15 protein-coding genes are annotated in these 23183 nt (G+C 68.9%); 7 read left to right on the top strand and 8 right to left on the bottom strand.

What is annotated here, in order from left to right; translation table 11 throughout:
* Positions 1-119 precede the first annotated feature (119 nt).
* Complete coding sequence (locus LKO27_RS10825; RefSeq protein WP_227737514.1) at positions 120-1277, bottom strand: ABC transporter substrate-binding protein; 1158 nt, start codon at positions 1275-1277, stop codon at positions 120-122.
* Between the two features lie 159 nt (positions 1278-1436).
* Here LKO27_RS10825 and LKO27_RS10820 point away from each other — a divergent pair, with 159 nt between their 5' ends.
* Together LKO27_RS10820 and LKO27_RS10815 are read left to right on the top strand one after the other, a co-directional pair.
* Complete coding sequence (locus tag LKO27_RS10820) at positions 1437-3368, top strand: FAD/NAD(P)-binding protein (protein WP_227737513.1); 1932 nt, start codon at positions 1437-1439, stop codon at positions 3366-3368.
* 10 nt (positions 3369-3378) lie between these two features.
* Positions 3379-4557: an AAA family ATPase gene (locus tag LKO27_RS10815; RefSeq protein ID WP_227737512.1), complete on the top strand. Its 1179-nt coding sequence runs from the start codon at positions 3379-3381 to the stop codon at positions 4555-4557.
* A 19-nt stretch (positions 4558-4576) separates the two neighbouring features.
* On the opposite strand, the gene LKO27_RS10810 is transcribed toward LKO27_RS10815, so the two are convergent.
* From LKO27_RS10810 to LKO27_RS10790, 5 genes are all read right to left on the bottom strand, one after another.
* Positions 4577-6535 (bottom strand): patatin-like phospholipase family protein, encoded by a 1959-nt coding sequence (locus tag LKO27_RS10810; RefSeq protein ID WP_227737511.1) that lies wholly within the window; start codon positions 6533-6535, stop codon positions 4577-4579.
* 10 nt (positions 6536-6545) lie between these two features.
* Complete coding sequence (locus LKO27_RS10805) at positions 6546-7397, bottom strand: hypothetical protein (protein WP_227737510.1); 852 nt, start codon at positions 7395-7397, stop codon at positions 6546-6548.
* A complete protein-coding gene (locus LKO27_RS10800) occupies positions 7397-9451 on the bottom strand; it encodes an AAA family ATPase (RefSeq protein ID WP_227737509.1) in 2055 nt (684 codons plus the stop codon). Before LKO27_RS10800 ends, LKO27_RS10805 begins: the two co-directional genes overlap by 1 nt.
* Positions 9452-9621: 170 nt before the next feature.
* Entirely contained in the window at positions 9622-11739 is a 2118-nt protein-coding gene (locus LKO27_RS10795; RefSeq protein ID WP_370630011.1) for a fibronectin type III domain-containing protein, read from the bottom strand.
* 118 nt (positions 11740-11857) lie between these two features.
* Positions 11858-13234 (bottom strand): MFS transporter, encoded by a 1377-nt coding sequence (locus LKO27_RS10790; RefSeq protein WP_370630010.1) that lies wholly within the window; start codon positions 13232-13234, stop codon positions 11858-11860.
* Between the two features lie 119 nt (positions 13235-13353).
* Between LKO27_RS10790 and LKO27_RS10785 the strand changes: the two genes are divergently transcribed.
* Positions 13354-13602: a DUF6458 family protein gene (locus LKO27_RS10785; RefSeq protein WP_227737508.1), complete on the top strand. Its 249-nt coding sequence runs from the start codon at positions 13354-13356 to the stop codon at positions 13600-13602.
* A gap of 74 nt (positions 13603-13676) precedes the next feature.
* Here LKO27_RS10785 and LKO27_RS10780 read toward each other — a convergent pair whose 3' ends face one another.
* The gene (locus LKO27_RS10780; protein WP_227737507.1) at positions 13677-14222 is read right to left on the bottom strand and encodes a YceI family protein; all 546 of its coding nucleotides are present in this window, start codon (positions 14220-14222) and stop codon (positions 13677-13679) included.
* A gap of 256 nt (positions 14223-14478) precedes the next feature.
* Between LKO27_RS10780 and LKO27_RS10775 the strand changes: the two genes are divergently transcribed.
* Positions 14479-15765 (top strand): citrate synthase, encoded by a 1287-nt coding sequence (locus LKO27_RS10775; protein ID WP_227737506.1) that lies wholly within the window; start codon positions 14479-14481, stop codon positions 15763-15765.
* Positions 15766-15882: 117 nt separating this feature from the next.
* Here the strand turns inward: LKO27_RS10775 and LKO27_RS10770 are convergent, their stop codons facing one another.
* Positions 15883-19494: a metallophosphoesterase gene (locus LKO27_RS10770; protein ID WP_227737505.1), complete on the bottom strand. Its 3612-nt coding sequence runs from the start codon at positions 19492-19494 to the stop codon at positions 15883-15885.
* A gap of 193 nt (positions 19495-19687) precedes the next feature.
* Between LKO27_RS10770 and LKO27_RS10765 the strand changes: the two genes are divergently transcribed.
* The 3 genes from LKO27_RS10765 to LKO27_RS10755 all read left to right on the top strand — a co-directional run bounded on the left by LKO27_RS10765 (position 19688) and on the right by LKO27_RS10755 (position 23133).
* Positions 19688-20347 carry a hypothetical protein gene (locus tag LKO27_RS10765; protein WP_227737504.1) on the top strand — a complete coding sequence of 220 codons (660 nt, stop codon included), beginning with the start codon at positions 19688-19690 and terminating at the stop codon, positions 20345-20347.
* On the top strand, positions 20347-22140 hold the full coding sequence (locus tag LKO27_RS10760; RefSeq protein WP_227737503.1) for an ABC transporter ATP-binding protein: 1794 nt from the start codon (positions 20347-20349) through the stop codon (positions 22138-22140). The genes LKO27_RS10765 and LKO27_RS10760 overlap by 1 nt, the downstream gene beginning before the upstream one ends.
* Positions 22141-22275: 135 nt before the next feature.
* Positions 22276-23133 (top strand): ATP-grasp domain-containing protein, encoded by an 858-nt coding sequence (locus tag LKO27_RS10755; protein ID WP_227737502.1) that lies wholly within the window; start codon positions 22276-22278, stop codon positions 23131-23133.
* The last annotated feature ends 50 nt before the right edge of the window (positions 23134-23183 follow it).

The raw sequence follows: 23183 nt of genomic DNA, 5'->3' as shown, positions 1-23183 counted from the left end.
CCAGCACCAGCGCTCCCTGCTCAACACCAGCGCTGTTCGTGCCCACCAGCCCTGGAGGGCTGGTGCCGGCAGACAACGCTGGTCCATGCAGAATAACGCTGGTGTCGGGGGCCACAGGCTCACTCGACGAGCGGGTCGACCTCCACGAATTCGCCGTCGCGCACCTGGATCCAGCGGAACGTCGGGTCATCGATGCGTCGCTCGTCGTTGAAGCCGTAGGTGCCGTAGACGATCGAGGGCAGGTCCTCGCTGGTGGCCAGGGCCTCACGCAGTCCCTCGCGGGTGCCGTCGGACTCCTCGTAGGCCTTCGCCAGCGTCAGGACGCCGTCGTAGGCGTAGGTGTTGAAGAGGTTGGGCTGGTGGTCAAACTTCTCCTCGAACGCCTTGACGTAGGCCTGGACCTCCGGGTCCTCGGAGGCCGGGAAGAACGTGGTGGCCATGTAGACGTCGTTGCCGGCGTCCCCTGCCAGTTCCAGGTACTCCAGGGAGTAGTTGGAGCCGACGGCGCCGAACTCGGCCTCGAGGCCGACGTCGCGCGCCTGCTGCATCAGCAGAGCGGTGGTCTTGTAGTAGGTGAGCATGTAGACCACGTCGGCGCCGGCGTTCTTGGCGTTCAGCAGCAGCGGCTTGAAGTCCGTCGAGGCCTCCTCCACTGCGGAGGAGTACACGATGTCCAGGCCGTTGGTGGCTGCCTGCTCCTCGAAGACCTCGTAGGTGGTGATGCCCCAGTCGGTGTTGAGGTAGAACACAGCTGCCTTGTCCCCCAGCGCCTTGGCGCCGTCGGCCTGCAGTTGGCCCTCGACGGCCTGGGTCACCGGGGAGGCGAAGATGTAGTCGCCGGTGGTGGTGAAGTCCGGGTGCGAGTTGGTGATGCCCAGCTGCACGACGCCGCCGCGCTGGTACACGGGGCTCGCGACCATCGACGTTGCCGAGGAGAAGTCGCCCATGACGGCGAGGATGTTCTCGTCGGAGACGAACTTCTGCGCGATGTTGCTGGCCTGGGCGGCCTGGCCCTGGGAGTCCTGGAAGTCGATCTTGAACTCGGTGTCGCTCTCGGCGTTGACCTTCTCGAGGGCGAGTTCGAAGCCCTCCTTCCAGTCCTCGCCGTACTGCGCCTGGTCACCGGTCAACGGTCCGGACACGCCGAACGTGACGGTCTCCGCGGTGGCGCCGTCCTCACCTTCGCCGGGTGCGGCTTCCTGCCCACAAGCGGCCATGGTCATGACAGCGAAGACGGACACGGCGGCCGCTATGGACTTGCGAAGGGATGGACGCATCGGGAAACTCCTTGTGACATCAAGCGCGGGTTTGCGCACAACTTGGCCAACCCAACGCACCCCCGAAGTTATTCCCGAGAGGCGAAAAGGGAATGATTTTGAGACGATCCGGGTTGTCAGTAGGCGGGACAAGTGCAACGAACCTGGAGGATATCAAGCGTGGCTGATTCGGCATTGACCGTTGTCATCGTCGGAATGGGGCCGCGAGGGGTGTCGCTGATAGAGCGCATCGCGGCGCGCGGGGACAACCCACTGACCCTCCACCTGGTGGACGACGCGCAGGCGGGCGCCGGGCGGATCTGGCGCACCGACCAGGACCGCGACATGTGCATGAACACCCTCGCCGGCGCCGTCACCATGTTCACCGACGACTCCTTCACCGGCTCCGGGCCGGTGGTCCCCGGACCGACGCTGTGGGAGTGGTGCCGCCTCGTCCACGAGGTCGCCACCGACGAACGGGTCTCGGTCCCGGAAGCCCACCGCCGGGCGTTCCTCGAGGGGGCCGACGTCGACGCCGTCGTCGCTGATCCCGGATTCCGTGCCGAGGTCGCGGCCGCCGGTCCGGGCTCCCACCCCAGCCGGGCGCTGTTCGGCCACTACCAGGACTGGGTGCTGCGGACCTCGCTGGCGAAGCTGGGCCCGAGCGTCACCGTGCGCTGGCACCACACCCGCGCCACCCGCGTGACCACCGACCAGGCCGGCCATCGGGTGGTCGAACTCGCCGACGGCGGGGCGATCTCCGCCGACGCCGTCTTGCTGGCCCTGGGTTGGCTGGAGAGCGACCCCGCCCATGCAGACAAGGAACTGGCCGAGGCCGTCGCCGCGTCCGGTGCCGACGTGGTGTGGGTGCCGCCGAACAGCCCCATCGACCAGGACCTGTCGGCCATCCGCGCCGGGGAGCCGGTGATCGTGCGGGGCTTCGGCATGGGTTTCTTCGACACGATGTCCATGCTCACCATCGGCCGCGGAGGCCGGTTCGAGCGCGACGGCGATGCCCTGCGCTACGTCCCCAGCGGTGAGGAGCCCGTGCTGCACGTCGGGTCCCGCAAGGGTCTGCCGTTCCGCGCGAAGTCGGTCTACGCGGGCCTGCCGCCGACGCCGCGGCTGCGCCGGGTGCGCGCCGTCGACTGGCAGGAGCGCTTGCCCCTGCGCTTCACCGAGGACTTCTGGCCGCTGCTGGCCAGGGACGCGACGGAGGCCTACTACGAGACCGCGGCCAGGTTCCACGAGCTGGACCTGAAGGCGATCATCGAGGTGATCGACGTCACCGACCCCTGGGAGCTCGCCCCCGCCGTCGACCCCCTGCTGCCGAAGGGGCTGAAGCCCTTCGACCTCTACTCGCTGCTGCACGACCACGTGCACGCCCAGGGCCATGCGAGCTACCAGGAGTTCATCCGCACCCGGGTCGCCGACGACCTCGCCGAGGCGGAACTGGGGCTGGACTCGCCGTTCAAGGCGGGACTGTGGGAGGCCAACGCCGCCCGCCGGTTCCTGACCGAACTGGCAGCCTTCGACGGCATCGACGCCGAGGGCTACGACGGCGACCTGCGCGAGTTCCTCTCCTTCGGCGGCACCATCGGCAGCGGGCCGCCCGCGTTCCGGGCCGCCCAGCTGCTGGCCCTGGTGGACGCCGGGCTGGTCTCGTTTGTCGGCCCGCACATCACCGTCGAGGCGACGGCGGGCGGGTTCGTCGCCCACTCCCCGCTGATCGAGGGATCAAGGGTGGAGGCCCGGGTGCTGCTGGACGCCTGGGTCCGCCTCCACGACGCCCGACTCACCCGGGACCCCGTCATCGCCGGGCTGCTGGAGGACGGACTGGCCGAACCCTTCGGCAGGCTGAATTCCCACGGGTCGCGGACGCTGGGTCCCGCGTTGCGGATCGATGAGGTCACCAGCGAACTGATCGGGCCTGCGGGACGGCACCGGATCCACCTGCTGGGCATCCCCTCCGACGCCGCGCGCGGCGACACGATCATCGCCCCCATGCCGAAGACCGACCCGACGATGCTGCGCGAGATCGACGCGGCGGTGGAGTCGCTGCTGGGGGCGGCCGACGCCGTCGGGGGTGAGACTGTCGGACTGAGCGCCTAGCGTTCCACCCATGATCACCACGATCGCCGTCCACGGGTACCGCTCGCTCCGGGACCTGGCGGTGCCGCTGGCGCCGGTCACCCTCGTCACCGGCCCGAACGGCGCGGGCAAGTCCAGCCTCTACCGCGCGCTGCGGCTGCTGGCGGCCACCGCCAGCGACGGCGTGGTGGCCTCCCTGGCCACCGAGGGCGGACTGGACAGGGTGCTCTGGGCGGGTCCAGAGGTCGTCTCGGGCGCCATGCGGCGCGGCGAGGTGCCGGTTCAGGGCACCTCCCGAAGGAGCAAGCCGGTGAGCCTGATGCTGGGACTGGCCACCGAGGAACTCGGCTACCTGATCGACGTCGGCCTCCCCACGCCCAGCCAGACCGCCTTCGCCCGTGACCCCCAGATCAAGCGCGAGGAGATCTTCGCCGGCCCCGTCCTGCGCCCATCGGCCCGCCTCGTGCAGCGCAAGGGCGGTACCGTCACGGTCATTGACGACGAGCCGCGCCCGCTCGGCACCCGGTTGTCACCACGGGTCAGCATGCTGTCGGAACTCGCGGACCCGGACGGCTACCCGGAGATCAGCTGGGCGCGACGGCTGGTCGGGTCGTGGCGCTTCTACGACAGCTTCCGCACCGACGGCGCAGCCCCGGCCCGGTCGTCGTGCGTCGGCACCTGGACCCCGGTCCTCGCGGACGACGGCCACGACCTGCCCGCCGCCGTCCAGACCATCCTCGAGTCCGCCTGGGCCGGCCCGTTCAGCTCGGCGTTCGAGGACGCCTTCCCCGGCAGCCGGGTGCAGGTCGACGCTGCGGGCTCCGACGGCCGCTTCCGCCTTGAGGTGCACCAGCCCGGGATGCTGCGCCCCCTGGGAGCGGAGGAACTCAGCGACGGCACCCTGCGCTTCCTGCTGCTGCTCACCGCGCTCCTGAGCCCACAGCCGCCGGGCCTGCTGGTGCTCAACGAGCCCGAGACCAGCCTGCACCCGCATGTGTTGCCGGTGCTGGCCCGGCTCGTTACCGAGGTCGCGGCCCGCACGCAGGTGATGATCGTGTCCCATTCGGAGGAGCTGACCAACCCGCTCCGGGACCACGGCGACGAGGACACCCCCGTCGTGCATCACCACCTGGTGAAGAACACCGGGGAGACCACCATCGAGGGCCGAGGACTGCTCACCAGGACGCCGTGGGAGTGGGGCAGACGTTGACCCGGGCCGGCTGCCGACGCTAGTCAGCTGGCGGCGGGGGCGGTGCCGAACTCTCCTCCAACCCGGCCGCGGTGCCGTCGTCGGGCACCAGGCGGAGTTGGGGCCGCGACTTCGGCGCGGAGGCCGTGAGCGCGTCGTCGGAACGCCACCGCTCCCCCAGTTCCACCAGGGCACCGGTGTGCTGGTTGATGAGTTCGCGGTCCGACTTCGAGGGTCGGTACGACGGCAGCGGGGCCTGCGCCCCCGGGCCGGCGAGCTCGCTGTAGGGGGTGGCATGCGGGGTGGGGTCCTGGTAGTTCTCGACGAACCGCTCCAGCCAGTCGGACAGCCCCGCGGTGGCGGTGCGGAACCGCACCCAGCGGTGGTTCTCCCACCCCGGTGCGATGTGTCCTGGACCCGTCGACGCGAACGCCGTCACCAGTTTTTCGGCGCCGAGCGCCCCGCGCAGGGCGAGCTCGCCCACCACCGGAGGCGGCATCGTAAGGTTCATTCCGCCCTCCGAGTGGTCGTGGTACACGGTGACGATCCGGTCGCGGTAGCCGGGCAGCACGAGCTGTGCGGCGTCCACCCACTCGCGGGCGGTGTGGAACAGCTGCATCAGGAAGTCCTTCCAGCCCCCCAGCCCCTGGCTGGACATGTCGTACCAGGGACGTTGCATCCCCGAGCGGTTGTCGGTGGGCAGGTAGCTGTTGTCCGCCTGGTCGCTGCTCTTCTCCCGCCCCGGTGGGAAGGAGTCGAGGTTGAACGCGAACGTCGGACGCTTCGGCAGCGGGGTGTCGAAGAAGTGGACGGGCAGGTTCGAGCACAGGCCGCCGTCGGTGAACCACACGTTCGAGAACGACGGCGCGGGCAACGTCGCCAGCGCCTGCTCGACGGTGCCGTCGGGGTTGGCCCGCCGCCACCCCGGCACCGCGTCGCGCGCCTCGCGGTTGGCGGGCTGCGTGTAGTCCACGGCCTGCAGCCGGACCGCGGTGATCAGGACCGGGAAGCTGAGTGACATCCGGGTGGCGACGAGGATGGGCAGCTTGTCGGCCGCAGGCCAGGGCCGCAACCGGCCCGCCTGCTGGCGCAGCAGCTGGGCGTCGAACCGACCAGCCTGCCCGCCGGGCAGCTCCGGAGGGTTGTCCACCATCCACTCGACGACGTCGGCCGGGAACACGCGGCGCAGTTCGTCCGGGTCGAAGAAGTACTCGCCGGTGCGCCACGGCATCGCCATCGGCTGGCGCTTGGTCAGGTTGCTGGTCATCATCCGCAGCGTCACGCCGCCCCGCTCCAGGTCACCGAAGGTCAGCGGCGGCTCGCCCGCTCCCCGCCCCGCCAGCGACTGGAACTTCTGGTGCAGCCAGGGGGTCAGTGCCGTGGCGTCGCCGGAGTCAACCCCGGGCATGCCGGTGCACATGCCGTACCCGTCGGCCGCGACGGCGGCCAGGGTCCGCTTCACGCCCAGGACCACGCCCAGCACGAGCCCTGCCAGCAGAACCAGCAAGCCAGCGACCACACCCGCCACCGCCGCGATCCCCTCACCCATCGCGCTCAGCACCACCAGCACCAGCCCGGGCAGGGCCCCGGCGAGCGCCTCCTTCCAGAAGCCCCTCAGCAGCACTCCGGCGACGGCGCCGTACAGGGCTCCGCCCTCCTTGCCGTCCACGGCCGACAGCACCCGGAAGAGCGGGGCGGCAGTCGGTGTGGGCTGGAAGAAGGTAGCCAGCGTCGAGCGGCCGTCCGGCCCCGTCGTCGCCAGATCCTGCGGCATCCGGTCCAGTTCTTCGAAGCCGCCGGTGGCGCGTCCCAGTTCCGCGGCGGCGGCCGCTGCGGCGGCTATCGCGCCCGCGGAGGCCCCGCCAACGGAACGCAGTCGGTAGACCCGCGCCAGTCTGGAGACGGCCTGCGGGTAGATCACGCCGCTGGTGATCCCGCCCTTCATCACGATGTCGCATTCCAGGCCGGCGGCTGCGTACTGGTCGGGTGTGGTGGTCATGGCGGTCTCCCTAGGGTCCGAAGAGTCGACGGTGGTAGGCCGCGACGACCTGGCGGGCCATCGCGCTGTAGGGGGCAAGGTCCTCGACGAAGCGGCTGACCTCGATGAGCCGCCGCTCGTACTGTGCCATCAGGCCGGGATCACCCGGGTGCTTGGCCACGTTGTCACGGGCCTCGACGACGGCCTCGAGATGGGCGAGGAGGTTCACCAACCGGTCCCGGCGCGCGGCCACCAGCCCACGGCGTTGCAGTGCGCAGACCTCGATGGTGGTCTGGCCCTTCACGCTGACCCGGCCGCCGCCGCTCCGCTTGGCCCGCACCCAGCCGTCGTCGACGGTGCCGGTGCCCCACACGAACTCCAGGTGCCGCTCCGGATGGTCAAGGTAGGGGTGCAGCAGTAGCCGTCGCTCCTTGGCCTCGTCCCCGGGCGACGCAGCCCTGACGCTGCCCGGCGCCAGCGGGAACGCGTTGGCCTTGCCCGCGGTCTGCGCCCCCGTCGGCAGGTCCTGCTTGCGGGGGCTGTTGCAGTCGGTGCAGGAGGGCAGCAGGTTGGTCCACTCGCTGGCCAGCCAGTAGTAGCCGGGTGGCATCCGCTTCCCGTCGACCACCACCTCACCCTTGGGCCGGTAGTGCTCGATCGCAACTGGCTGGGTGGCGGCGTAGGAGGTCTCGCAGTAGGCGCACTTGCCGCCGAAGGCCTTCTCCAGTGCGGCCCGCACGTCTGGCGACTTGTAGACCTTGAACTTGTCGTACTTCTTCTTGCCGTCCCAGGCCGCGTAGAACTCGGCGGCCTCACGCCGTTCGTCCTCGGCCTTCTGGGAGGCGAGGCTCTCCGGCGGATCGGGGCGCCGGACGCGTCGCATCACACACCTCCGGGGAGGTGCTTGTCCCACAGTTCCGAGAGCTTGCGGGTGACCTCGTCGTTGGTGGGCGCGACGGCGTCGCCCACCTCCCTGCGGTGCGCGATGTACTCCGCGGCGGAGTCGAGCACCAGCCGGTCACGCTCGGTGGTGCCGAGCTGTTCCAGTTCGTCCAGCCGGGTGCGGACCCGGTCCAGTTCGGCGAGCTGTTCCGCGCTCGGTGACCGCATCCCCTTGATGCTGTAGTACTTCTCCCACAGGTCGGTGACCTCGGGGTCGTCGGTGCTGCCCAGCCCGAAGTGCTCCGACGTCAGCAGTTGGTCGATCCGCATCCCGCTGACCGGTGGCAGGTCCGTCATGGCCACGACGTCGCCCTCGCTGTTGCGGCGGACGACGACCACCTCGCCGTCGACCAGCCCCCGCAGGCACAGCGGGTCATGGGTGGTCACGACGAACTGGACCCGGGGCATGAGGTTGCGCACCGCCGTCACGATGCGCATCCGCCACCTGGGGTGCAGGTGGGCACCGAGCTCATCGATGAGAACGATGCCCTCGGCCAGCGCCGGCTGGGTCCACATGCCCAGCACGCTGCGCAGGATGTCGCACGACATCACAACCATTGACTGGTAGCCGTCGCTGAGGGCCCGGATGTCGGAGCGGTTGCGGCCCTGGCGCAGCTGCACCACCCCGGCGGCGCGGACCAGCTCGTCGTCGACCCCCAGCGCGAGCAACTCGTGGATGCCCTCGGCGACGTCGGCGAAGGTGTCCTCGTCCAGCGACAGCAGCCACGCCGTCGGGTCCGTGAGGGGACGCAGGGGGTCGAAGAGGTTGTCCACGCGCACCACGCGCTGGTCGATCGGCATGACTGCACCCCGGGGCGGCAGCAAGCGGGTGGCGCCGTAGCCGAGCAGCAGCGCGGTCACCGCCTCCGGGCCCTTGAAGTGCACGTCTCCCCTGCCCCAGGTGAGTTCGAGTGGCTCGGTGCGGCCGGAGAGGAACACCTGCACCCTGCCGCAGGGAGCGCCGTGGCGCAGGTAGGTGCTGGCGTTGATGCCCAGTGCCCGGCGCTGCTCCCCGCCCATCATGGTGAGGGCGATGGCGTGCAGCACCGAACTCTTCCCGGAGCCGTTCTCCCCGAGCAGCACGGTCCACGGGCCGCGTTCGCTGGTGGAGCGCGACAGGTCCAGGTCCAGTTCGCGGATGGGCCGGAAGTTGTCGATCACCACGCGCTCGATCCATTGCGCGGCATTGAAGTAGTTGTGCTTCTCCGCGGGGCCCATCGGTCCGGTGAGGTCGTAACCCTGCGATCCCGGCTCCGCTCCAACCATGCGGGGCAGCGGTGGGCCGGCCGGCAGGGGAGGCGACGGCGTGGGCGCGGGCGGTGCCCCGGGCGGCGGTGCGGCGCCCGGCAGGGACTCTGCGAGCTGCCGTCGGAGGGTGGCGAAGCCCATGGCGTCGACGTCGGCGTCGGGGCTCGCAAGGTGCTCCGCCACCGCAGCCCTTGCCCTGACGAGCGCGTCCCGGTTCAGCGCGAGGACGTCGGAGGTGGTCAGGCCGCGGTCGGTCATGGCGACGACCGTGCCGTCGGCCGAGTAGCGGAGGTGCTGGTCGGGGTCGTCGACGACGGGGTCCAGCAGCAGCGGGTGCTCCGAGATGATCTCGGACCGGTTCCTGGCTCGGGTGCCGGCGACAGGGAACCTGGTTCCCCGGGACCGGACGCAGTCCGCGCAGGCGGGGTAGAGGTTCTCCCAGTCGTAGGTGAACCAGCGGTAGGCCTCCTGGTCCACCTCACCGGCCTGGCCGACGGCACCCCAGGTGGGCCGGTGGTGGGTGACGACGACGGAGTCGGGCCCGCTGGCGGGAACGGACCGCTCGCAGTAGGCGCAGGTGCCCTGCGTCATCGCCAGCAGCGCAGAGACGACCTCCGAGTGGTTCAGGAGCGGGTCGGCCTCCGGGCCGCGCTTGCGCTTCGACTGCCAGGCGCGCTCCAACTCCGCCTCCAGCCTCGGCCTGGCCTGCGCGAGGATGGCAGGTTCCGCCGGCCTTTGCAGCCTCATCCCACACCCCCCGGAAACGGTGTTCTGGGGCGAGTATCACCCCAAGCATGATCACTTGGGAAGAGGTTCGGACGCGGTTGGTGATACCGCACGGGACATTGGCGCGAAACAGCAGACGGCAGGGTGCGGACCCGCCGGTCCGCATCCTGCCGTCGCAGAGCTGCTCAGCCTCAGGAGCTGAACCGCACGATGTTGTTGAACACCTCCGTGGTCACGAAGCGGTAGCCGCCGGCGGGGTCCCGCTCGACGATCCGGGCCTGCGCCCACGAGCGGCAGCCGTTGCCCCCGACGCGCGGGGTGTTGCACTCGGTGCGCCACTTCCGGCCGTCGGCCGCGGTCCAGCTACCGGTGTTGCCGAGCGGGTTGCTGGCCCACAGCGCCTTCGGTGAGGCGACGTAGGTCAGGTTGTTGAACGCCCAGCCCCGACCCTCCACGAACTTCCCGTCCTGCTCGTGGATCTGGGTGGCCCAGATGTAGGTGAAGCAGCGGGTGGTGCGGGAGTAGGGCTCACAGACGGTCATCCAGTCCCGACCGCCCGACCTGTGGAGGCCCGGGGTCTGGTAGAGGTCGCCGGCTGGGGGCTTCGGGGCGGTGCTGGCGCTCGGGGCCGGCTTGGGACTCGCCGGTGCGGTCGCGCTCGGCGTCGCGGTGGGGGTAGGCGTCGCGGTGGCGGTGGTCGTCGCGGTCGGCTCCGTCGTGGCGTCCGCGGTCACGGTGACGCTACGCGTCGCCTCCGCCTCGTTGCCGTAGGCGTCGACCACGGAGTAGGTGAGTTCGTAGGTGCCCGGCTCGGATCCGACCTCCCCGCTCACCTCCGCGGTGAGTTCCTCGCAGGCGTCAACGACGGCGACGCCCTCGGACTCGTCGAATCCGGCGACGTCGGAGGCTGCGATGGTGACGTCACCGGCCTCGATCACCGGCGCGGCCTTCACGTTGGCGATCCCGACCGTGTCCACGACGGTGCGGTCAGCGGGGCGGTAGGTGGTGAAGTCGGTGCGGCACTCGGTCACCGCGACGTGGGTGAAGTTGGGCACGCGCTCCTGGTTGATGACGGAGGCGTAGCCGAACTCCTGGTCGAGGACGCCGTAGAACTTGCTGCCCGAGGAGGAGTTGAGCGTCAGGTAGAGCCACTGGCCAGCCTGCGGGGTCAGCGTCGCGGGCCGCCCCCCGGAGACCGGCTCACCGTCGCTCATCAGGTGGGTGCGGGTGTAGACGTGGTCGTGTCCGGAAAGGACGTAGTCGATCCCCAGTTCGGTGAAGACGGCCGGGTACTCGGCACGGCGCTCGATGATGTCGGAGTCGTTGGTGTGCGAGGCCGTCGAGTAGATGGAGTGGTGCATCACCACCACCTTGTTGTCGACTTCCCCGGCCTGGGCGATGGCCTGCTCCATGAACGCCTTGTGCGCGGCGGTGTCGCGCAGGTTGGTGTTGATGACGATGAAGAGGGTGTCATTCCAGACGAAGGAGTTGTCGCGGGTGTCGGTGTCCAGGCCGGCCAGGTTGAAGTGCTGCTCGTAGGTGGCGCGGGCGGAGACGTCGTGGTTGCCGATGGTGGTGGCCAGGGCAAGGGAGCCGAGCTGCTCGGGCGAGGTGAAGCCCTCGTACTGGATCTCGTTGGCGGAGGAGTCCACCTGGTCGCCGGCGGAGACCAGGAGGTTGGCTCCCGGGAACATGTCCTCGGCCACGTCGAGGGTGGCGGCCCAGGCCTCCGCGTCGCGCTGCGGGTCACCGCTGGAGCCGATCTGGGCGTCACCGATCACCAGGTACTCGAAGTCGGCCGAGGCGTCGGTGGCGAACTCGAAGGTGTCGGACCAACCGGCCGCCTCCGAGCCGACCCGGTAGGAGTAGCTCGTCGCCGGCTCCAGCCCGGTGAGGGTGGCGTGGTGGTAATCCTTGCCGGGAATCACCGACAGGCCGGAGGCGTCCGGCTCGACGACGGTGGCGTCGGCCGGGAACTCACCCGCGACGATCTCGTCGGTCCTGGCCAGCTCGACGGTGTGGGCCTGCCCGACCGGCGAGTACCAGGCGAGATTGCGCTCGGCGTCGGTCTCCCCGACACCGAGGACGAGGTTGGAGACCCCCGGCGCTGGGGCTGTCGAGGCGTGGGCGTCGGCCAGATTGGCCGCCGGGTCGGCATCGAGGTCGGGGGAGGGCCAGGCGGTCTCGACGGTGTCGGGGATCGGATCGGCAGCATCGGCTGCCGCCGGTGCGGTCGCGAGGACGCTGGCGGCGACCAGCGCGATCGAGCCCAGTACGGCTGCGGCGCGTCGGGAAGATGTGGTTCTCACGGTGCTCCAGGAAGTTGAAGAGGCGGTCCCCTACAACCAATCAGCCCCTGGTGACCGGCTGGCCAATTGCGGGTGACGCCGAGGCGACCCGGAGGTGAACCCCCGGTGACCGCCGCTGCTATCCGCGCGCCGGGGTGTCGGCGAAGCTGGGGCCGATCTCCTTGACGGGGATCATCACCAACAGGCCCGCCAGCAGGACCAGCACGATGCCCAGGATGCCGAAGTACTGCGTCTCCTCGCTGCCGGTGATGAGCGTGCCGAGGACGATGGCGCCGCCGAACCCGACCGACGAGAAGAAGGAGACCGCTCGGCCCGTGGTGGCGTAGAGCCCGAAGATCTCCCCGGACTTGCCCTCGGGGATGGAGCGGGCGAGGAAGGAGCGGCTCGCGGACTGCGCCGGCCCGACGAACAGCGTCATGGCGAGCCCCAGGACCCAGAACACCGGTGTGCCGCCGTCGTGGAGGAAGAACACCGCCAGGCCCAGCGCCACGAGCGCCACCAGCGAGATCATGATGACCTTCTTGGGGCCGATCCTGTCGTCCAGCAGGCCGAAGAGCATCGTCGAGATCCCCGCGGTGACGTTGGCGACGATCCCGAAGATGATCACCTCGGAGAACTCGAAGCCGAACGTTCCGGCGGCCAGCACCGCCCCGAAGGTGAACACCCCGCTGAGCCCGTCGCGGAACAAGGCCGAGGCCAGCAGGAAGTAGACGGTGTGCGGGGATGCCCGGTAGACGCGCTTCAGGGATCGGAAGAGGTCGGCGTAGGACTCTTGCACTGAGCGCGGCGGCGGCGGCTGTGCAACCGGCTTGTCCTTCAGCGCGACGAAGATCGGGATTGTGAACAGCAGCGTCCAGGCGCCGCACACGAGCATGGAGAAGCGGACGTCGTCGGCGGTGAACTCGGCACCCCGGAGACCGACGATGAGCAGCAGGATGGAGATGCCGCCCAGGTAACCCAGCCCCCAGCCGAGCCCGGAGATCCGGCCGACGGTCCGCGGCGTCGAGACCTGGTCCAGGGCGGCGTAGTAGTTGACGTTGGCGATCTCGGAGACGAGGTTGCCGGCTGCCAGCAGGGTGAGGCCGAGGACCAGGTAGTTGGCCTCGGGGGCCACGAACCACAGCGCGGCGGAGATGGCGGCCAGCAGCCAGGTCTGCCAGCGCAGGTGGAACATGCGCTTCCCGGAGCGGTCCGTGCCCTGTCCCAGCACCGGCGCGAGCAGCGCGATCAGGACGCCCGCGGTGCCGGTGGCGATGGACAGCGCGACCGAGGTGTAGTTCTCCGGGCCGAACGCCGAGGAGGTGATGTAGACGGAGAACACGAAGGTGGTGATGACGGTGGCGAAGGGCTGGGTGCCCCAGTCCCACAGTCCCCAGCTGAAGACCTTCCACCGGGGCGCGGGGTTCTCAGCGAGTGCCCCCTGCCCCAGCGAGAGGACGTCATCGGGCGTCGGCGGGAGGTTGCTGGTGTCCGGCGGGGGCTGGATGCTGTTCACACGCTCAAGGTAGCGACGAAACGTGAACTTCAGGTGTCCTACGCGCAGCGGGCCTCCAGCGCGTTACGCTGTCGGAGTCGGCAGGTCGAGTACCTGCCCCCGATAAAAGGAGCACAACCATGCGAATCGGTACTTCCATCTTCCTGATCGCGCTGGGAGCCATCCTCGCGTTTGCCGTAACGGCCGACAGCTTCCCGTACTTCAGCCTGGACGTCGCCGGGTACATCCTGATGGCCTGCGGTGTCATCGGCCTGATCTGGGCGCTGGTCGCCGCCCGCCCCCGCAGCCGCGTCACCGAGACCCGCAGCGTCGCCGACCCCAACACCGGTGAGCACATCACCCGTTCCGAGTCGAGCGACGGTCTCTGAGCCGCCAGTTCGCCAACAGAGAAGGGGCCGGACAGCAGTTGCTGTCCGGCCCCTTCTTCATGCCCCGAAAGGGATCAGGCGTTCTTGACGAGCGCCACGTCGAACTCGAGGGTCACCTTGTCGGAGACGAGGACGCCGCCGGCCTCGAGGGCCGCGTTCCAGGTGAGGCCGAAGTCGGTGCGCTTGACGGGCACCTTGCCCTCGAAGCCCGCGCGGGTGTTGCCGAAGGGATCGACGACGGTACCGGTGTACTCCAGGGGGATGGTGATCTGCTTGGTGGTGTCCTTGATCGTCAGGTCACCGGTCACCTCGACCTCGTCCTCACCGATGACGTTCACGTCGGTGGAGGTGAAGGTGATGGCTGGGTAGTTCTCGGAGTCGAAGAAGTCCGCGCTGCGCAGGTGTGCGTCGCGGTCTGCGTTGCCGGTGTTGACCGACGAGGTGTCGGCCGTGATGGTGACGCTGGAGGCCTTGGGGTCGGCCGCGTTCAGGACCGCGTTGCCTTCGGCGGCGAGGGTGCCGCGGACCTTGGTGATCATGGCGTGACGGGCCACGAACGCGAGGGTGGTGTGGGAGGCGTCGAGGGTGTACGCGCCGTTGAGTTCCTCATGGTTTGCCATGTGCTGCTCCTTGGATGGGTGTCGTGAAGACTTTCACTTTCAACTATGCACGAGTCTAGTTGAAAAGTCAACGATCTAGTTGAAGTTTCCTCAAATTCTTGGGAAACGGTTTCCTCACGCGGGAGTGAGCGGCCGGACCGCTCGTCCACGCCTACCATGTGACGATTCAGTCCCTGTATGGTTGGCTGAGCAGAGCCGCTGAAGGCAGCAAACCCTCGGCCCAGACGTCGTAGTCCCAAGGAAGGCACACCGCAAAATGACCGAAAGCGCCACATTCAAGCACGGAGACGCCGAGCTGGAGTTTCCCTTCGTACCGGCGTCACAGGGCAACGACGGCTACGACATCTCCAAGCTGCTCTCCAGCACCGGGAACGTGACGCTCGACGTCGGATTCGTCAACACCGCCTCCTGCCGCTCCTCGATCACCTTCATCGACGGCAACGAGGGCATCTTGCAGTACCGCGGCTACCCCATCGAGCAGCTTGCCGAGGAGGCCACTTTCCTCGAGGTGGCCTACCTGCTGATCTACGGCGAACTGCCCACCGCCGGTGAGCTGTCCTCCTTCGAGGGCAAGGTCGCGGACCGCATGATGATCGACGAACGCATGCGCGAGCTCTACCGCTGTTTCCCCCGCGGCGCCCACCCCATGCAGGTGCTGTCCGCGGGCATCATGGCCCTCGGCGCCTTCAACCGCGACTCGCTCGACCCCCATGACCCCCACCAGGTGGAGGAGGCATCGCTGCGCCTCATCGGCTCCATGCCGACGCTGGCCGCCTACGCCTACAAGAGCTCCGTCGGCGAGCCGTTCCTCTACCCGCAGAAGAAGCTGAGCTACGTCGAGAACTACCTGCGCCTGGGCTTCGGCACCCCGCAGGAGGAGTACGAGATCAACCCGTCCATCGTGAAGGCGTTCGAGACGCTGTTCATCCTGCACGCGGACCACGAGCAGAACTGCTCGACCTCCACGGTACGCATGGTGGGCTCCTCCGACGCCAACATCTACGCCTCGATCTCCGCCGGTGTGAACGCCCTCTCCGGGCCGCTCCACGGCGGTGCCAACCAGGCGGTCCTGGAGATGCTCGCCAAGCTCAAGGAGGAGGGCCTGGACGCCAAGACGTTCATGGCCCAGGTCAAGGACAAGAAGTCCGGCGTGAAGCTGATGGGCTTCGGGCACCGCGTCTACAAGAACTACGATCCCCGCGCCCGGATCATCAAGAGCCACGCCGACGAGATCCTTCGCAACTCCGGCAAGTCGAACGAACTGCTCGACATGGCCCTGGAACTCGAGGACACCGCGCTCAACGACGAGTACTTCATCGAGCGCAAGCTGTACCCCAACGTCGACTTCTACACCGGCCTGATCTACGGCGCCATGGGCTTCCCGGCCAACTACTTCACCGCCCTGTTCGCACTGGGCCGCCTGCCCGGCTGGATCGCCCAGTGGCGCGAGGAGCACGCGGACCCGAGCCGCAAGATCGGGCGGCCCCGCCAGGTCTACATCGGCGAGACCGAGCGCAACTACGTGCCGATCAACGAGCGCTGACCCCTGGAACCCAGAAGCCGCCGGCCCCACGAGGGGTCGGCGGCTTTCTCATGGCTCCGAGTCACCCGACCGGGGTGGGTTCGCGCATCCACGAACCCACCTCCGTCGGGCGTCGGCTCAGGCCTTGAAGCGGACCAGGTTGTTGAACACCCAGTTCTCGGTCGGGTAGTAGACCCACTCACCCGTCGAGACCTGCTCGGCCGCGATGTAGCTGGTCCAGGTGTAGCTGCGGCAGCCGTTCCTGCCTGTCACGGCGTTGTCGCACTCGGTGCGCCAGCGGCGTCCGTCAGCGGCGACCCACTCGCCCGCCTTGCCCAGTGGGTTGCCGGCCCAGGCGTCCCGCTTCATCATCGGCAGGTAGGTGAGGTTGTTGAACACCCAGCCGTTGCTCGAGACGTAGCGGCCGTCGACGCTGTTCACCTGGGTCGCCCAGATGTCGGTACGGCACCGGAACGTCTGGGAGTACGGCTCGCACGTGGTGTGCCACCTGCGTCCGCCCGAGATGTGGAAGCCCGGGGTCGTGTACACGTCGCCGGGAGAGCTCGCCGTCGGCGCGGGCGTCGGCTTGACGCTGGGCTTCGGGGTGGGGCTCACCGTCGGTGACTTGGTCGGGGTCGGCGACGGTGAGGTCGTCGGCTCGGTCGGGGTGGGGGTGGGCTCGGTGCCCGCTGCCACGTCGAAGGTGAACACGTCGGAGAGCAGGCGCCCGCCGAATTCGTCGGTCACCTCCGCGTACCAGGAGTAGGCGCCGCGCTCCAACCCTGCCCAGGTCCCGCTCGCGACCTCACCGGAAGCGATCGCGACCGGCCCTGTGATCGGCTCCGAGGAGCGGACCTGGAGTTGCAGCGAGTCGGTGGCGACGAGGCGCTCGGCGTCGACGATGTCGATGGGCAGCGTGAAGTTCTCCTGCTCCTCGGCGAAATAGGCGTGGCTGTCCAGGACCGGCGAGTATGTGCTCACCTGCAACGTCTTGGCGGCGACGTCGAACTGCAGCATCCGGAGGAAGCCGGTGTCGCGCTGGCCGCCGGCGGTGGTGGCGAACTGGTGGTCCACCATCATCTCGATGTACTGGCGGGGCTCGCCGTCGTTGCCGATGGTCTCGATGACGTTGCGCGCGACGCCGGGGGCGTGACCGGCCAGCACGAGGAACACGTTGTCGAACGGCGCGACCAGGGCGTCGTGGATGGCCTGGCCCTCGGGGCTGCGGGTTCCGTTGGCGAACAGGTAGTCGTGGGTGGCGATGATCGCGTTGCGCTCCGGGTGAGCCGCGAGCACCCCGGCTGCCCACTCGAGTTCCTCTGCGGTCACGCCGTAGCTCAGGTAGACGACGATGAACTCGGCGCCGCCCTGGTCCACGAAGTGGTAGCTGTTCTGGTTGTTGTTGTGGGTGCCTCCGACGTGGGGCTGGCCCTCGAACCGGAAGTCGCCGAAGGTGTTGCCGTAGTTGGTGTGGTTGGTGCCGGACGAGTTGTCGTGGTTGCCCGCGAGCACGCCGTAGGGCATGCCGGCGTCGTCGAGGATCTGCATCGCGTCGTCGGCCACATCCCACTGGGGCAGTGACCCGGTGGTCTCCACGAGGTCACCGGTGTGGATGGTGTAGACGGTCTTGCGCTCCTCGGCGGTGTCCGCGATCCACTGGTTCATCGCCCGGAAGACCTCCGGGAAGTCCTGCGAGTAGTACTGGGTGTCGGTGACCCAGGCGAAGTTGAAGTCGTAGCTCTCGGGCTCGGGGAGCTGGTCCTGGACCAGGATCTTGGCCAGGCCGTCGGAAACGTGGTCCGCCGCGACGGCGCCCTTGAGGTGCAGCTCGGCGCCCTTGGGGTCGCGTCCCGACGCGAGCGCGTCCCACGCAGAGGTGACGTTGTTCCAGGCGTAGAGGGTCACCAGGCGGTTGGGCAGCGAGTGGCCGCGCCACTCCACCTCCACCTCGGAGTCGCCCGCGAACTGCGGTACCTCGAGGTCGTAGCGCTGGTAGGGAAAGCCCTCGTTCGCACGGGTCTCGAGGCGTTCGCCGTCGGTCCGGTTCGCGAGCGCGAGATCTTCGGCGGACAGCGCCTGGCCCTCGGAGCCGGCCAGGTCGGCCGGCGGCTCGGTGTCGGCGACGCCCTGCCACGAGGCGACCGTGTCTGCAGCCCGGGTGGTGCCGGCCTGGTGGAAGCTGACCTGCAGGTCGTCGCCGGCGGGGTCGGTGGCGCGGACTGAGAGCTGCACGTCCCCGGCCTCGACGGTGGCCGCCGTCGGAGCCACCAGCTCGACGCTGGTGGGGTCCTCGCCGATCACCTCGAAGGTGTGGGTGTGCTCGGTGACGTTGCCCAGTGCGTCGGTGGCGACGATGAGCAGCTCGGCCGGGCCGACGGGCAGGTCGTCGGAGTCGAGGGTGGCTCCGACGGCGACCTCCTCGCCGTTCAGCGTCACGACGACGCTGGCGACCTCCGAGGCGTCCTGGACGTCAAGCGCCAGCGCCACCTCACCCTTCAGGGATGCCGCGGGGGCGGTCACGGCCACGACCGGGCCGGTGTTGTCGACCACGACGGTGGCGGAGTCCTTGACCTCGCCGCGGACCCCGGAGGCCACGAGTTCGACGGTGTGCTCACCGTCGGCCACCGCGGTGGTGTCCCACTCGTAGGAGACCTGCGCCAGGTCCGTCGCGGAGGGCGTGTAGTCGAAGTCGAAGGTGGTGATTGGCTCACGGTTGGGGTCGGGGCAGCAGCCGTCGGCGAGTTCCACGGCCTGGGCCGGGTCCCGCTTGGCGTCGCGCAGAACAGTCCCGTCGGTCAGCAGGACTCGGACGTCGCGCACCCAGAAGTCGTCGTGGTTGTTGTTGCGCCCACCGGCAGCGATGGTGACGGTCAGGTCGCTGGTGAGCACCTCGCCGGGGATGAAGATGGAGACGGTCTCCCAGTTCTGGATGTCGCGCTCGGGCATCGGGAAGGTCTGGCCGCCCACGATGATCCGGTTCTCGAACCGCTGCGTCTGGGTCTGGATGCCATTGCCCTCGAACATCACCCACGCACCCGCCGGGCCGCCGCGGACCAGGGTGCCGTCGATGTTGAACCACAGGTCGTCGGCGGCGTCGGTGGAGCGGCCGCTGATGGTGACCTCGCCGGCCAGCGGGGACGGTGGCAGGGTCAGGTCGACGGCGTGCTCACCGGCCTCCTCGGTCACCGTGGGCTCGGCGGTCGGTGTCTCCGAGGCGGTTGGGGTCGGCTCGGCGGACTCGCTCACCGTCGGCGTCGGCGACGGTGACGGTGACGGTGACGCCGTGGCCCCGGCGATCGGGAAGGTGAACACCCGGCTGTAGGTGTTGTCCGCCCAGCGGAACGGGTAGGAGGTGGCCTCGTTGGTGCCCTCCTGGAACACCAACGTGCCGTCCGGGAGTTCCAGGTGGACGCCTCGCAGCGTGAAGTCGTCGGTCTTGGCGGCGGACTCCTTGAAGGCCGCTTCCACCGTCACCACCAGGGGGTCCGCCGTGAAGGTGGCCAGGTCGACGGGGATCCGGGCCTCGGTGTAGTTCATGACGTCGGTGTCGGGGAAGGAAATCTTCTGGCCGTCGATCTCGATGAAGTTGGGAAACTCCTGGCTGACGGTCTGGACTCCGGATCCGAGGAACACCAGCTGGGCAATGGTGGACTCAGCCTGGGCGGTGGCGTCACCGCGGGCGGTCACGGGTGCGATCAGCACCATCAGTGTGGCCAGCACGGCCACCAGTAATGTCTTCGAGTTGCGCATGGCCGGAACGTAGCGAGCGGGGGTTAACGCTCCGCGCTGCTCGGTTAACTGTCGGCCAACTCTGTATGACCTCCGGTTCACCCGTCAGGGATTCAGCATCCTGCGCGTCCTCGGGCGAGGGTGCCTCCCCGCAACCGTGGCACGAAGCGGAGTCCCCTGCGGGTGTGACAAGCTACTGCGGAAGGGAGGCCGCATGCACATCGCTCGTGTCACACCCACCCGTCGCGCACTCCACCTGGTGGGTGACCTGGTGCTCATCGGCTGGGCCATCATGTGGGGGTTGATCGCCTGGACCATCAAGGGGGCCGTCGACCTCTTGGCGGTGCCGTCCGAATCCATCGGGGCCACCACCCGGGACCTCGCGGGCGAGGTCGACGGGTTGGGCGACCGGATCCGCGAGGTTCCGTTCGTCGGGGAGGAACTGCAGGGCGGCTTCACCGGGATCGGGGACGCGCTCCGCGGCCTGGCCACCGACGCCGCCGCGCAGGCCGACGCCATCCATGGCACCGCCTGGCTGCTGTTCTGGTTCGCCTTCGCGATGCCGACGCTGACCCTCGCGCTCATCTACCTGCCGCCGCGGATCCGGCGCGGCCGCGAGTCCGCGGCCGCCCGCGCCTACATCGACCAGCTCGCCGACCTCGACCTGTTCGCGCTCCGGGCAATGGCCAAGGCACCCATGACGCAGCTCGCGAAGATCAGCGACGACCCGGTGGCGGCGTGGCGCCGGGGCGATGCGGCCGTCATCTCCCGGATGGCCAATCTGGAGCTCAAACGCAGCGGGATCGCCGTGGTGGAGGTCGAGGGCCCACCGAACGGCAACGACACCCCGTGGGGGACGAAGGGCTTCCGCTGATGCGCAGCATCGCGCGTATCCTCGCGACCGCCAGCCAGCTGTGGCCGCTGTACGCCGGAATCATCGCCGGTTCGGTCCTGACGTCGGCAACGACGTTGCTCGCCCCGTTCGTGATCGCCCAGGCCACCCAGACCGTCGTGGACATGGCCGGCGGCAACGGCGAAGGCGCTGTCACCGAGCTGGTGTGGCTGGCGGTCGCGCTGCTGGGGATCATGCTCGCCAACACGCTGGTGACCAACATCGTCGGGTACCTCGGTGACGTGATGAGCACCCGCCTGCGGGTGATCCTCTCGCAGCGCTACTTCGACAAGCTCCTGCGCCTGCCGCAGCGCTACTTCGACTCCGAACTCACCGGCACCCTCATCTCGCGCCTGAACCGCTCGATCACCTCGATCAGCGACTTCCTGCAGATGTTCTCCAACAGCTTCTTCACCACGCTCATCACGGTCCTCGCTGTGCTCGTGATCTCGGCGTTCCACTCACCTTGGCTGGCGCTGCTGCTGATCATCATCTACCCGGCGTTCGTGTGGCTCACGGCGCTGACGTCGCGGCGCTGGCAGCGGCTGGAGACCGCCAAGAACCTGGAGTACGACGCCGCGGGCGGCCGGTTCGCCGAGGTGATCGGGCAGATGCGGGTGGTGAAGTCCTTCGTCACAGAACGCGCGGAACTGGCGGAGTTCACCGGCCGCTACCAGAAGGGCGTGGCCATCACGCGCGTCCAGTCCCGGTTCTGGCATGCCATGGACGTCCTGCGCCGCGCGGTCCTGGACCTGGTCTTCTTCGCCCTGTACCTGATCATCTTCCTGCAGACCGCCGACGGGACGTTCACCGTCGGATCCATGGTGCTGCTGGTGCAGCTGATCAACATCGCCAAGCAGCCCATCACCAGCATGAGCTTCATGGTGGACAGCACGCAGCGCGCCATCACCGGCAGCAACGAGTACTTCCTGGTCATGTCGCAGGCCGACGAGCCGCACAACCCGATGGTCGAGCAGGGCGGCGTCGTCGAGTGGGAGGAGACCGACCCCGTCGTCACCTTCGACGACGTCAGCTTCGGCTACGGCGAGGAGCTGGTCCTGCGCGACGTGTCCCTGGCCATCCGGCGCGGCGAGCGGATCGCCTTCGTGGGCGAGTCCGGCGGCGGCAAGACCACGCTGGTGAACCTGGTCATGAAGCTCTACACCCCCACCTCCGGCACCGTCCGGGTCAATGGCCGCTCGGTCACCGAGGTGCCGACGGCGGCGCTGCGCAGCCAGATCGGGGTGGTGTTCCAGGACGCATCCCTGTTCTCCGGGACCGTTCGCGGCAACATCGCCTACGGCCGCGACGACGTCTCCGAGGCCGAACTCCGGGAGGCCGCCAGACGCGCCAACGCCCTGGACTTCATCCAGAAGCTGCCCAAGGGTTTCGACACCGAGATCGGCGAGCGCGGCATCAAACTCTCCGGCGGGCAGAAGCAGCGCATCGCCGTCGCCCGGGCCATGCTGAAGGACGCTCCCATCCTCATCCTGGACGAGGCGACGTCGTCGCTGGACACCAAGGCGGAGCGCCAGGTCCAGGCGGGTCTCGAAGAGCTCATGGAGGGCAGGACGACGCTGATCATCGCGCACCGCCTGTCCACCATCTCGACGGTGGACCGGATCGTCACCATCCGCGACGGCGCCATCGACGAGGTGGGCACCCCCGCGGAACTCGCCACCACGGGCGGCATCTACGCCGAGTTGCTGGCGCTGCAGGGCTCCACCTCCAAGGCGGACCGGGCCAAGCTGCTGAGCTGGGACATCACCCAGTAGCGGCGCCGCTGATGAGGGCGCTCTCATCTTCCTCTCACAGCGGCATCACGATTGCGCGGTTGGCTGTATCTTCATGGTCAACCTTCTACCCGGGGCGCAGCGGGCACGCGACGCTCCCTCATCAAAGGAGGCGCAATGATGCGCGTCCTCGTCACCGGTGCCACGAGCCCCGTCGGCAGGAACCTGATCGACCAGTTGAGCCTGCGCGGACTCGACGTCTTGGGCGCGGATCCGCAGCCCTCGCCACGGGCCGACGGTATCCAGGTGCTGGAGACTCCGGCCGTCGGGGATCCCTACTACCTGTCCCAACTGGTGGAACTGGTGGCCGGACACCACGTCGACCTCCTCCTTCCGACGTTGTGCGCCGAGCTCCACGTGATCGCCGCCGCCCGGCACCTGCCCCAGGCGGTCGTCGGCTCACTCGAGGCCGTGGTCGCTGCCGGTGACAAGTGGCTCACCACCCGCCTGCTGGCTTCCGCCGGGGTGGCCGTGCCGCTGTCGGCGCAGGGCTGGCAGGTGTCCCGGACCGTGGCCGAGGTGATCGGTGCGCCATTCATCGTCAAACCCCGGATAGGCTGCGAGGGCCAGGGCGTCCGCCTGCTGACGGAGTGGCCGCAGGACCACTCGCTGGGTTCTTGCGAGCTGGTCTGTGAATACATCCCGGGACCGGAGTACAGCGTTTGCGTGTTCGTCGGCGACCAACCCGCCGACGACGTCGCCGTTCCCGTGTCGACGAGGGGCCGGGACGGCACCACGCTGGCCGACGCGGGCGCCACCGTCGTGGAGGACCCCGCCGTGGCGGGGCTGGCGCTGACCGCCTGCAGGGCGCTGGGGCTGCTGGGGCCGGCGGAGGTGGACATCCGCCGTCGCCGCAGTGGAAGGCCGGTGGTGCTGGAGGTCAACGCGCACATCGGTGCCCACATCGCACACGCTCCCCCCGTGCTCGACGCGGTCCTCGCCAAGGGACACCGCAGCGCCGCAATCGGCGCATGACTGGGCCGGCAACAGCAGGGGCCGCCGCGGACGAGGGAGCGTTGGGCACG

Source organism: Tessaracoccus sp. OS52 (assembly GCF_020687685.1).
GTDB lineage: Bacteria > Actinomycetota > Actinomycetes > Propionibacteriales > Propionibacteriaceae > Arachnia.
The sequence above is the reverse complement of the archived record's forward strand: the minus strand, read 5'-3'. Positions and strand labels throughout refer to the sequence as shown.